11 protein-coding genes are annotated in these 11714 nt (G+C 63.8%); all 11 read left to right on the top strand.

Annotated elements, in window-relative coordinates; all coding sequences use genetic code 11:
• The first annotated feature begins 22 nt into the window (after window positions 1-22).
• The 11 genes from J2Y68_RS05560 (at window position 23) to J2Y68_RS05610 (ending at window position 11650) form a co-directional block, all read left to right on the top strand.
• Window positions 23-1540: an ABC transporter ATP-binding protein gene (locus J2Y68_RS05560; RefSeq protein ID WP_309990790.1), complete on the top strand. Its 1518-nt coding sequence runs from the start codon at window positions 23-25 to the stop codon at window positions 1538-1540.
• The gene (locus tag J2Y68_RS05565; RefSeq protein WP_309990793.1) at window positions 1533-2873 is read left to right on the top strand and encodes an ABC transporter permease; all 1341 of its coding nucleotides are present in this window, start codon (window positions 1533-1535) and stop codon (window positions 2871-2873) included. The genes J2Y68_RS05560 and J2Y68_RS05565 overlap by 8 nt, the downstream gene beginning before the upstream one ends.
• On the top strand, window positions 2870-4159 hold the full coding sequence (locus tag J2Y68_RS05570; RefSeq protein WP_211713092.1) for an ABC transporter permease: 1290 nt from the start codon (window positions 2870-2872) through the stop codon (window positions 4157-4159). The genes J2Y68_RS05565 and J2Y68_RS05570 overlap by 4 nt, the downstream gene beginning before the upstream one ends.
• A gap of 2 nt (window positions 4160-4161) precedes the next feature.
• Entirely contained in the window at window positions 4162-4566 is a 405-nt protein-coding gene (locus J2Y68_RS05575) for a cytidine deaminase (protein ID WP_309990800.1), read from the top strand.
• On the top strand, window positions 4563-5873 hold the full coding sequence (locus J2Y68_RS05580; RefSeq protein WP_309990803.1) for a thymidine phosphorylase: 1311 nt from the start codon (window positions 4563-4565) through the stop codon (window positions 5871-5873). Before J2Y68_RS05575 ends, J2Y68_RS05580 begins: the two co-directional genes overlap by 4 nt.
• 88 nt (window positions 5874-5961) lie before the next feature.
• The gene (locus tag J2Y68_RS05585) at window positions 5962-6612 is read left to right on the top strand and encodes a DedA family protein (RefSeq protein ID WP_309990805.1); all 651 of its coding nucleotides are present in this window, start codon (window positions 5962-5964) and stop codon (window positions 6610-6612) included.
• A 193-nt stretch (window positions 6613-6805) separates the two neighbouring features.
• Window positions 6806-7489: a DedA family protein gene (locus J2Y68_RS05590; RefSeq protein WP_309991640.1), complete on the top strand. Its 684-nt coding sequence runs from the start codon at window positions 6806-6808 to the stop codon at window positions 7487-7489.
• A 37-nt stretch (window positions 7490-7526) separates the two neighbouring features.
• Window positions 7527-8669, top strand: coding sequence for an adenosine deaminase (locus tag J2Y68_RS05595; protein ID WP_309990808.1), 1143 nt, complete (start codon window positions 7527-7529; stop codon window positions 8667-8669).
• Window positions 8647-9360, top strand: coding sequence for a MazG nucleotide pyrophosphohydrolase domain-containing protein (locus J2Y68_RS05600; protein ID WP_309990811.1), 714 nt, complete (start codon window positions 8647-8649; stop codon window positions 9358-9360). Before J2Y68_RS05595 ends, J2Y68_RS05600 begins: the two co-directional genes overlap by 23 nt.
• A 116-nt stretch (window positions 9361-9476) precedes the next feature.
• A complete protein-coding gene (gene eno, locus J2Y68_RS05605; RefSeq protein ID WP_235519264.1) occupies window positions 9477-10757 on the top strand; it encodes a phosphopyruvate hydratase in 1281 nt (426 codons plus the stop codon).
• 131 nt (window positions 10758-10888) lie between these two features.
• Complete coding sequence (locus tag J2Y68_RS05610; protein WP_309990815.1) at window positions 10889-11650, top strand: FtsB family cell division protein; 762 nt, start codon at window positions 10889-10891, stop codon at window positions 11648-11650.
• Window positions 11651-11714: the final 64 nt, after the last annotated feature.

An 11714-nucleotide genomic window follows, 5' to 3' on the forward strand; every position in this document is an offset into this window, starting at 1 on the left:
GGACTCACAGAACGGTGGAGTTGTGAAACTCGAATTGAAGGGGATCTCGAAAGCCTTCGGGACCTTCTACGCCAACCAAGATATTGACCTCGTGGTCGAATCCGGCCAGATCCATTGCCTCCTGGGCGAAAACGGGGCCGGCAAATCGACCCTCATGAACGTGCTCTACGGGCTCTATGAACCCACCGCCGGCCACATCCTGGTGGACGACAAGCCCGTCAGCTTCCGCGGCCCCGGCGATGCCATGGCGGCCGGCATTGGCATGGTGCACCAGCACTTCATGCTGGTTCCCGTCTTCACGGTGGCAGAAAACGTGGCCCTCGGTGCCGAACCAACCAAGTTCGGCGGCGTCCTGAGCATCGACGAAACCCGCAAGAAGATCCGGGAGATCTCTGACAGGTACGGTTTCGATGTTGATCCCGACGCGCTCGTGGAGGACCTCCCCGTGGGTGTCCAGCAGCGCGTCGAAATCATCAAGGCACTGGTACGCGAAGCCAAGGTGCTCATCCTCGACGAGCCCACGGCCGTGCTGACACCCCAGGAAACCGATGAACTCCTGGACATCATGCGGCAGCTCAAGGCGAGTGGCACCTCCATTGTTTTCATTTCGCACAAGCTCCGCGAAGTGAAGGCTGTTTCGGACGTCATCACCGTCATCCGCCGGGGCAAAGTGGTGGGGGATGCGCCTCCCACAGCGTCCGCTACCGAGCTGGCCTCCATGATGGTGGGCCGCCCCGTCAGCCTGAGCCTGGATAAAGCTCCAGCCCAGCCGAAGGAAACCACGTTTGTCGTGGAGAACCTGACCGTGCGTGCAGCCAACGGCACCAACGTGGTGGATGGCATCAGCTTCGACATCGCCCAGGGTGAGATCCTCGCCGTCGCCGGTGTCCAGGGCAACGGCCAAACGGAACTGACGGAAGCCATCCTTGGCGTGCAGGAGCACGTCACCGGATCCGTGACCCTGGATGGAAAGCAGCTGCTTGGCCTGCCCGTCAAGGATGTGCTGCGTTCCGGCGTCGGGTTCGTCCCGGAGGACCGCACAGTGGACGGACTTGTTGGTCCGTTCTCGGTCGCCGAGAACCTGGTCCTTGACCTCTACGATCAAGCCCCGTTCGCGAGCGGTATCAGCATGAAGCCCGCCAAGGTTGCCGAACATGCCAAGGCCAAGATCGAGGAGTTCGATATCCGGACACCTTCGGCCGGTTCTGCTGCAGGAACACTGTCCGGCGGTAACCAGCAGAAAGTTGTGATGGCGCGTGAACTGTCCCGCCCGTTGCGGCTGTTCATCGCAAGCCAGCCCACACGCGGCGTGGATGTGGGATCCATTGAGTTCCTGCATAAGCGCATCGTTGCCGAACGCGATGTGGGAACACCGGTGATGATCGTATCCACTGAGCTCGATGAGGTCATTGAGCTCGCAGACCGGATCGCGGTGCTGTACAAGGGCAAGCTCGTGGGCATTGTCCCTGCGGGAACTCCCAGGGACACCCTCGGCTTGATGATGGCCGGCGTCGGCCCGGAAGGAGGCTCCGATGACTGAGAAGGATCAGGCCAAGAGCGATCAGAACCCCGCTGAGTCCACGGCGGAGGTACGGGCGGCGGACGTCGCACTCGATACTGCCGGCGGAATGCTGGAACCGTCCATTGTCCCGGTGTCCTCCCAGAGCGGAGACTCGGGCCACCAGCAGGCCAGCGTGATGCGCCGCATCGTCATGGGAAACGGCTTTGTGTCCGTCCTGGCGGTGATCGTCGCGCTCTTCCTTGGCGGCCTGCTGATTGCCAGCACGGACAGCCAGGTGGCCAAGACTGCGGGCTACCTCTTCGCGCGGCCCACTGACTTCCTAAGTGCCTTGTGGGCTGCAATGACCGAGAGTTACGGCGCCCTCTTCCAAGGTTCCGTTTTCAGCCCTCGTGAAGGCTTCAAGCCCATCCTGGAAACCATGACCGTTGCCACCCCGCTGATCTGTGCGGGCCTCGGCGTCGCCCTGGCGTTCCGTGCGGGCTTGTTCAACATCGGCGCCCAGGGGCAGATCATTATCAGCGCCACCCTTGCAGCCTACGTCGGCTTCGCGTGGCATTTGCCATTCGGCCTGCACCTGCTGGTGGTCATCATCATGGGTGTCCTGGGCGGTGCAGTGTGGGGCGCGATCGTTGGCATCCTCAAGGCCCGGACCGGTGCGCATGAGGTGATCGTGACCATCATGCTGAACTATGTGGCGTTGTTCCTGCTGGACTTCCTTCTGAACACCGCAGCATTCCGCCGTCCGGGAGACAACAGCCCCATTTCGCCGCGCCTTGACGAGACGGCCGCATACCCTGTGCTCATCCCGGGTTCCAGGCTCCACCTTGGCTTCCTCGTGGCAGTGGCACTGACGTACGGCGTGTGGTGGCTGCTCAACCGTTCCACCATCGGCTTCGAATTCCGTGCCGTCGGCGCGAATCCCATCGCAGCACGGACCGCCGGCGTCAAGGTATCCCGCGCCACCATCATGGTGATGGCCATGGCCGGTGCGCTGGCTGCGTTCGGCGGCGTCGCCCAGGTGGCCGGTACCGAAAAGGTACTGACCGGTGGCGTCGCGGCCCAGATCGGCTTCGACTCCATCACTGTTGCCCTGCTGGGCCGCAGCACTCCGTGGGGAACGTTCTTCGCTGGCCTGCTGTTCGGTGCGTTCCGCGCCGGAGCCGTTCAAATGCAGATCCAAACGGGTACGCCCATCGACATCGTGCTGGTGGTGCAATCGCTGATCGTCCTGTTCATTGCGGCGCCGCCACTGATCCGGTCCATCTTCAGGCTTGAACCCAAGAAGAAGGACAAGACACCGAAAGCGGCCCCGAAGGCTGCCCTTGCCAACGCCACCGGAGGTGCCAAGTGAGCGCTACAACCACCGCTCCCAGGTCGGGAGCAACGGCCCTGCCTGCATTCCGGCCTTCCATGAAGGTCCCCATCTCGCTTGGAGTCCTGGCGCTGATAGCGCTGGTCTTCTTCGGTTTCCTGGGCCCGGACCAGACCGCCGAGATGAAGATCAGCGATTCCGGGGATGCTGTTGCCGTGCCTGCCTTGATGATCCCGGGCCAGGTGGGCGGGGTTGTCCTGGGCATCCTCCTGCTGGCCATGGCGGCGTATTCGATCTACCTGTGGACGCGGGGGGAGCGCTCACCGAAGTGGCTGCCCATCGCGTTTGCCGTGGTGTTCGTGTTTGCCTTGCTGGTCTGGATTGTGGCCGGTGCACGCCAGCCGTCCATCTCGTTGGCTGGCCTTGTTGCCGGTTCGGTGACGCTGGCCGTGCCCTTGGTTTTCGGTTCGTTGTCGGGCGTCTTATGTGAACGGGTCGGCGTGGTCAACATCGCGATCGAAGGCCAACTCCTGGGTGGCGCATTCACCGCGGCCTTGGTGGCCACGATGACCGGCAGCCCCTATATCGGCCTGATCGCTGCCGCTGCCGCGGGTGCTGCAGTGTCCATGGTCCTGGCCGTGTTCAGCATCAAATACCTTGTCAACCAGATCATCGTTGGCGTGGTACTGAACGTGTTGGTCTCCGGCCTCACCGGTTTCCTCTACGGAACACTGATGGTGCCGAACAAGGAACAGTTCAACACCCCGGGCCGGCTGGACATCCTTCCGATTCCGCTCCTCTCGGACATCCCCATCATCGGACCGATCCTGTTTGAGCAGTCCATCGCCGGCTACCTGATGTACGTTGCAGTGGCCGTGGTCTGGTTCGGCCTGTTCAAGACGCGGTGGGGGCTTCGCGTCCGCGCCGTCGGCGAACACCCGCAGGCGGCCGATACGTTGGGCATCAACGTCAACGCCACCCGTTTCTGGAACGTCACCCTTGGCGGCGCCATCGCCGGTATCGGCGGCGCCGTGTTCACGCTGGTCACCATCGATTCCTTCACCAAGGACATCTCCGGTGGCCGTGGCTTTATTGCCCTGGCCGCGCTGATCTTTGGCCGATGGAACCCGATCGGTGCCTTCCTTGCTTCGCTGCTGTTTGGCTTCGCCTACAACCTGCAGTCCATCCTGGGCATCATCGGCACTCCGGTGCCCAGCCAGTTCATGGCCATGCTGCCGTATCTGGTGACCATCTTCGCCGTCGCCGGTTTGGTGGGTAAGTCGCGGCCACCGGCCGCCAGCGGCATACCGTACGTGAAGGGTTGACCATGCCGGCAAACAACGTCGACTGGGAAGCCCTTGAAGACGCGGCAAAACAGGCTATGGAGCGTGCATACGCGCCGTATTCGAAGTTCCCGGTAGGGGCTGCGGCCCTTACCGAGGACGGCCGGATTGTCAGCGGCTGCAATGTGGAGAACGCCAGCTATGGCCTGACCCTCTGTGCCGAATGCGCCCTGGTGGGCCAACTCCACATGACCGGTGGCGGCCGGATCGCTGCGTTCTATTGCGTGGATGGCCAGGGCAACGTCCTCATGCCGTGCGGGCGCTGCCGCCAGCTGCTGTACGAGTTCCGGGCACCGGGCATGCAGCTCATGACAACGCAGGGCATCAAATCCATGGACCAGGTGCTTCCTGATGCCTTCGGTCCCGAAAATCTGGAGGAAACCCCGTGACCAGCACTGAAGCATTCGACGCCGTCCAGATCATTTCCATCAAACGGGACAAAGGCACGCTCACTCCCGAGCAGATCGACTGGACCATCGACGCCTACACGCGCGGCGTTATCGCCGAGGAGCAGATGGCGGCGCTGAACATGGCCATCCTGCTCAACGGCATGGACCGTGCCGAGATTTCGCGGTGGACTTCCGCCATGATCGCCTCGGGCGAGCGGATGGACTTTTCGTCGTTGACAACGCCCGACGGCGGCCGGAAGGCTACCAGCGACAAGCACTCCACCGGTGGGGTGGGGGACAAGATCACCCTGCCGCTGGCGCCGCTTGTGGCGGTCTTCGGCGTCGCGGTTCCACAGCTTTCGGGCCGCGGCCTTGGCCACACAGGCGGCACCTTGGACAAGCTTGAGGCCATTCCGGGGTGGCGGGCCAACTTGAGCAATGACGAGATCATGGCGCAGCTCCAGGACGTGGGTGCGGTCATTTGCGCGGCAGGTTCCGGGCTCGCGCCGGCGGACAAGAAGCTGTACGCGCTGCGCGATGTCACAGGCACCGTGGAAGCCATCCCGCTGATTGCTTCCTCGATCATGAGCAAGAAGATCGCCGAGGGCACTGGTTCGCTGGTGCTCGACGTCAAGGTGGGCTCGGGTGCTTTCATGAAGGATGAGGCACGGGCACGTGAGCTCGCCGAGACCATGGTGGCCCTGGGGAAGGACGCCGGGGTCCACACCGTTGCGCTGATCACGGACATGTCCACTCCGCTGGGCCTGACCGCGGGCAATGCGATCGAGGTTGAGGAGTCGGTGGAGGTCCTTTCCGGCGGTGGTCCGGAAGACGTCGTCGAACTGACTGTCCGGCTGGCCGAGGAGATGCTGGCCGGTGCCGGTATCCACGACGCCGATCCGGCCGCGGCCCTCAAGGACGGCCGGGCCATGGACGTGTGGAACAGGATGATCGAAGCCCAAGGTGGGGACCCGCGGGCAGCCCTTCCCGTGGCCAGGGAGTCGGAGGTTGTTTACGCACCCGCTGACGGCGTCCTGGTGGGGCTGGACGCGCTCTCGGTGGGTGTTGCCGCCTGGCGCCTTGGGGCCGGACGGGCCCGCAAGGAGGACCAGGTCCAGGCCGGGGCAGGCGTCCGCTTGCATGCCAAGCCGGGTGCGCTGGTGCGCGCCGGTGAACCCCTGATGACGTTGCTTACGGACACGCCGGAAAAGTTCGACCGCGCCAAGGAAGCACTCCAGGACGCCGTGGTGATTGCCCCCGAGGGATCACGCCCGGCACATCAGCTCATCATCGACCGCATCGCCTAGGCTTAAGTGTTCCGGGCTGTTCGTCAGGGACGGCCCGGATCACCAGCCATCCGGCGCCCCAGGTGGAGCCGGCTACCGTAAGGAAACCGTGCAGGGCATCAACGATTTCATCCTCGCCGCGGCAGGGCAGCCCTGGGTGTTGTTCCTGGTGTTGGCGTGCTGCCTGATCGATGGCTTTTTTCCACCGATCCCCAGCGAATCGGTGGTGGTGGGCCTGAGCGCCGTATCGGGGAGCAGCGGCTTGCCTAATGTGTGGCTTCTGGGTTTGATGGCGGCCCTCGGCGCTTTCGCGGGCGATAACCTCGCCTACATCATTGGGCAACGGATTGGCATCCATCGGTGGCGATGGATGCGAACGCAGCGGATGCAAGGCGCCTTCCGCTGGGCGGGCAAGGAACTCCGACGCCGGGCGGCGTCCCTGATCATGGTGGCGCGATTCATCCCGATCGGGAGGGTGGCGGTCAACCTGACAGCGGGCGCCACGCACTTCAACCACCGGCGCTTCGTTGGCCTCACCGCCATGTCCGCGATCCTGTGGGCCTCGTACTCGGTGGTGCTTGGATACTTCTTCGGAGTCTGGTTCGAGCACAACCATCTGCTGGGCGCAGTCATAGCGATCGTCGTGGCAGTGATCCTGGGCGTCATCATCGATCGCATCATCAGCAGGGTCCGTGGATCCGTGCCGCTGGACCGAAAAAACATCCCCGGGGAAGGCGCCCCACCTCCACCCACGGTATGACGTTGATGGCTCCGCAAGATCAGTCCCGCGGCTGACGACGGAACGGGGACCGCACCGGTAGCGTTAAACGCGTGATCCCAAGGCTGGGACGTAGCGAACGACGTCCCGGCCGTGGGACACTAAGAGCGACTTTGGTCACAGTGTCAAGTCATATTCATCTAGGAGCTACCGCCGCGTGGAGTCTTTGAACCAAATGCTCGAGCATGCAGCCGGGCAGCCCTGGATTTACCCGGTACTCCTGGTCTTCTTCTTTATTGATGGTTTTGCCACCATCCTGCCCAGTGAAACGGCCATCGTTGGCCTCTCGGCGCTGTCCCTTCACAGCGGAGAGCCCAACCTGTGGATCCTTGGGGCCACAGCACTGGTCGGTGCCATGGCCGGCGACAACATGGCATACATGCTGGGCCGCAAAATCGGCCTCACCCGCTGGAAGTGGATGCGACGACCCAAAGTCCAGAAGATGTTCGCCTGGGCCCAATACGAGCTGGATAAGCGCGGAGCGGTCCTCATTTTCACGGCCCGCTACATTCCTTGGGGACGCGTCGCGGTGAACTACGTGGCAGGCCAGACCGGCTTCCGCCACCGGACCTTCTTCCTCCTGGACGCCTTCGCGTGCGTCACCTGGGTGGGATACTCCATCGGCATCGGCCTCCTCGCCGGCCAGTGGGTACACAACAACCCACTGCTCGGTGTCGGCATCGCTGTGGCATTCGCGGTGGTCCTCGGCGTCGTGGTTGACCACGCATTGCGCTGGTGGCACAAGTACCTGGAGAGGAAAGACCAAGCCCGCGAGGCTGCGGCATCTGCGCACGCAACCAAGCCGGACCCGCAGCAAACCGCAGTTGCCGGCGTCGACCTCTCCAAGCCGGCCGGCTAAGCGGCCCGCACCTGCCGGTGGGGACTAGTCTTAGTACGTGACTGAGCCCATACTTGACGCCGCCCCTGCCCTCGACTTCGACCTGAAGAGCCTTCCCAAGGTTTCCCTCCACGATCATTTGGACGGAGGTCTCCGCCCCGCCACCATCATTGAGCTGGCGGAAGCCGTCGGCCACACACTGCCCTCCACCGATCCCGTGGCCCTGGGCGAATGGTTCCGCGAGTCCGCCGACTCCGGCTCCCTGGTCCGTTATCTTGAAACGTTCGACCACACCATCGCCGTCATGCAGACCAAGGAAGGCCTGTTCCGGGTCGCCAAGGAATTCGTGGAAGACCTCGCCGAGGACGGCGTGGTGTACGGCGAAGTCCGCTGGGCTCCCGAGCAGCACCTCCAGAAGGGCCTGACCCTGGACGAAGTGGTAGAGGCCGTCCAGAGTGGCCTCGAAGCCGGCGTGGACGCGGCCGAGGAGCGCGGGCAGCAGATCCAGGTGGGTCAGCTAATCACCGCCATGCGCCACGCCGACCGCGGCCAGGAGATCGCCGAACTCGCCGTCCGTCACCGGGCCAACGGCGCCGTAGGCTTCGACATTGCCGGCGCCGAAGACGGCTTCCTGCCGTCCCGGTTCAAGGACGCTTTCACCTACCTCGCCGAAAACAACTTCCCTGCAACCGTCCACGCCGGTGAGGCTGCAGGCCTGGACAGCATCCAATCGGCACTGGTTGACGGCCGGGCACTGCGCCTTGGCCACGGCGTGCGGATCGCCGAGGACATCTCCGTTGAGTTTGAGGACAACTCCGACGACGACGGCGAAGACACCATTGGGATGGTGACCATCGGCAGCGTGGCCGCCTGGGTCCGCGACCGCGGCATCGCCTTGGAGATCTGCCCCTCATCGAACCTGCAGACGGGCGCGATCTCCAGCTTCGGTGAGGGCATCGAAAGCCACCCCGTGGACATGCTGTTCCAGCTCGGTTTCAACGTGACCATCAACACGGACAACCGCCTCATGAGCGGGGTCACCTTGACGGACGAGTTCGAACTCCTGGTGGAGACCTTCGACTACGACCTCGACGATTTGCTCGAACTGACCCTCAACGCCGCGGAGGCAGCTTTCCTGCCGCTGGACGAGCGTGAAGCCCTGGTCGAGTACATCAACGATGCCTACGCCAACCTCGGCTGACAACTCCGCACTCCCGGGCCGGCCCGGCGATGTGGGGGAGCTGCTGGGGACCATCGCTGCCCTGCGTGAGCACTGTCCCTGGATGGGGGCGCTGACCCACGAGTCGCTGGTGGAGTATTTGATCGAGGAAGCCTACGAAGTGGTGGACTCGATCGAAGCGGGCGACTTACCCGCGAGGGACGACGAACTTCGCGGCGAGCTGGGCGATGTGCTGCTTCAGGTAGTGCTTCACGCCCGGCTCGCCGAGGAGCGCGGCAGCTTCACTTTCGACGACGTAGCCCGGTCCATCAACGCCAAGATGGTCCGGCGGAACAGCCACGTTTTCAAAGCGGACGGTTCCCTGCAGGAGAGTTTCCCGGCCAGTGTCGAGGAAATCATCGTGAAATGGGACGCCGCAAAACGCGCCGAGAAGCCTGAGCGGAAGGACCCCTTCGAGGGCATTCCGCCGCACCTTCCGGCGCTGGCAGCGGCGCAGAAATCGTTGGACAGGGCAGTCCGCGCCGGGCTGGATGTCGACGCGGAAGGCGCGCTGGCCGCCGTCGGACTTCCAGCCGTCCCGGACTCGGAAGAGGCGCTCGGTGAGCTGCTGCTCGCCGTCGTCGCCGCGGCCCGGGAGCAAGGACTCGACGCCGAACGAGCCCTCCGCGCGACCGTTCGATCGTTTCAGAACGGCCAGGCCCAGGCTTCATGACGTGAAAGGTTGGAAGTCGTTCCGTAACCTGAGCCACTCTGGACTACGCTAGTAGCGACGAGGACGTTGAGAATTTCCCTCCTCATTCCTGTAATTTGCCCATAAGGAGCACATCCATGGCGCTTATCGATGCCATCCACGCACGCGAGATCCTTGATTCCCGCGGAAACCCGACCGTTGAAGTTGAGGTCCTGCTCTCCGACGGCCAGATCGGCCGCGCAGCAGTTCCGTCCGGTGCTTCCACCGGCGAGCACGAAGCTGTCGAACTCCGTGACGGTGACAAGGGCCGTTACCTCGGCAAGGGTGTCCAGAAGGCCGTTGACGCGGTCATCGACGAAATCTCGCCGGCCCTGATCGGCTTCGACGCCACAGACCAGCGCAGCATCGACCAGGCCATGATCGACCTGGACGGCACCCCCAACAAGGGCAAGCTCGGCGCCAACGCCATCCTGGGTGTTTCCCTGGCGGTGGCCAACGCTGCAGCAGCTTCGGCTGACCTGCCGCTGTACAAGTACCTGGGTGGCCCGAACGCCCACGTGCTGCCGGTTCCGCTGATGAACATCCTCAACGGTGGCTCGCACGCCGACTCCGATGTGGACATCCAGGAATTCATGATCGCCCCGATCGGTGCCGAGACCTTCTCCGAAGGCCTGCGCTGGGGTGTTGAGGTCTACCACAACCTCAAGTCCGTCCTCCAGGAAAAGGGCCTCTCCACGGGCCTCGGTGACGAAGGTGGCTTCGCCCCCAACCTGCCGTCCAACCGTGCGGCACTTGACCTGATCACCGAAGCCATCAAGAACGCCGGCTACACCCCGGGCACGGACATCGCCCTGGCCCTGGACGTCGCGTCCTCCGAGTTCTACAAGGACGGCGCCTACCAGTTCGAAGGCAAGGCACTCTCGGCCACCGAGATGAGCGCTTACTACGCCGAGCTCGTTGCCGACTACCCGCTGGTTTCCATCGAGGACCCGCTGGACGAGAACGACTGGGAAGGCTGGAAGACCCTCACCGACACCATCGGTGACAAGGTCCAGCTGGTGGGCGATGACCTCTTCGTCACCAACCCGGTCCGCCTGCAGCAGGGCATCGACGCCGCCACGGCCAACTCGCTGCTGGTCAAGGTCAACCAGATCGGTTCCCTGACCGAAACGCTTGATGCTGTTTCGCTGGCACAGCGCTCCGGCTACACCACCATCACCTCGCACCGCTCCGGCGAAACCGAGGACACCACCATTGCTGACATCGCCGTTGCCACCAACGCGGGCCAGATCAAGACCGGTGCCCCGGCCCGCTCCGAGCGCGTCGCCAAGTACAACCAGCTGCTGCGCATCGAAGAAGAACTCGACGACGCCGCACGCTACGCCGGCCGCAGCGCGTTCCCGCGTTTCAAGGGCTAGCATTCCGCGAAAACAGCTGACCGGTGGCTATGGTGGAAAGACCATGGCCACCGGTTCTGTTTAACGCTGGCCACCTCGAACAAGCAAGCGCAGCAACCCGCCAGGCAAGCACCGGGCATTACAGGAGTGTCATGGCCACCCGTCGTCCGAAGGTACCCAGGGCCGACGCCTTGGGCTCCGGCTCCAGCGCAGCCCGGCCGTCCACCCCGGCTCCCCGTCCCGGCCCGGCCGGGTCAGGGAGCGCGGGCAACAGTGGGGCGGACGTCATCAAGGCAGAGTTCGGTGCCACACGCACCGCTTCGAAACCGTCGACGGCGGCAGCGCCCACCACAGCGGCTGGCAGCGGCAGCAAGGGCGCAAACAAACCCGCGGAGTCCGGAAAAAGCCCGGCCGCCGGAAAGAGCCAGGCCGCGGGAAAGAAGCCTGCCCCTTCCGCGAAGCCGACATCCGGCGGGTCCGGACGGACTGTTCCGTCTGCCAAGGAGGGGCGTGACACCGATCCCGTTCCAGCCAAGGCGTTCTCCGGACGAATGCTGGCGCTGGCGGTCGTCATGATTGCGATCACCATCATGTTGGCCCCCACGGTGAAGATCTTCCTGGAGAAACGTGCCGAGATCTCGGCACTGGAGGGCGAAATTGCCAGCCGCAAAGCTGAGCAAACGGAGCTGAACAAGCAGATCTCCCGCTGGCAGGATCCCAACTATGTGAAACAGCAGGCCCGAGACCGCATTAACATGGTTATGCCGGGTGAAACGGGCTACTGGGTGTTTGGCGGGGAAGAAGCCGCTGGCACGCCGGGTGGCCGCACCGGCTCCGGATCGTCTGCAAACCCGGAGAATCTGCCCTGGGTGGATGCTCTTTGGGAGTCAATCAGACGGTCGGCAACTGACTAGACGCGGTGCCCGCCGCCGTCGTGCCCGCCTGGGACACGACTAACGGGCAGGAAGGTTGGCAACG

It is taken from the genome of Paenarthrobacter nitroguajacolicus (genome assembly GCF_031455195.1).
Lineage (GTDB): Bacteria > Actinomycetota > Actinomycetes > Actinomycetales > Micrococcaceae > Arthrobacter > Arthrobacter nitroguajacolicus_D.

What these genes read in the sequence shown, in the direction of transcription:
- J2Y68_RS05565 (WP_309990793.1), top strand. Translation starts at nt 1,533, where the DNA reads ATGACTGAGAAGGATCAGGCCAAGAGCGATCAGAACCCCGCTGAGTCC.
- J2Y68_RS05575 (WP_309990800.1), top strand. Translation starts at nt 4,162, where the DNA reads ATGCCGGCAAACAACGTCGACTGGGAAGCCCTTGAAGACGCGGCAAAA.
- J2Y68_RS05590 (WP_309991640.1), top strand. Translation starts at nt 6,806, where the DNA reads ATGCTCGAGCATGCAGCCGGGCAGCCCTGGATTTACCCGGTACTCCTG.
- J2Y68_RS05600 (WP_309990811.1), top strand. Translation starts at nt 8,647, where the DNA reads ATGCCTACGCCAACCTCGGCTGACAACTCCGCACTCCCGGGCCGGCCC.
- eno (WP_235519264.1), top strand. Translation starts at nt 9,477, where the DNA reads ATGGCGCTTATCGATGCCATCCACGCACGCGAGATCCTTGATTCCCGC.
- J2Y68_RS05610 (WP_309990815.1), top strand. Translation starts at nt 10,889, where the DNA reads ATGGCCACCCGTCGTCCGAAGGTACCCAGGGCCGACGCCTTGGGCTCC.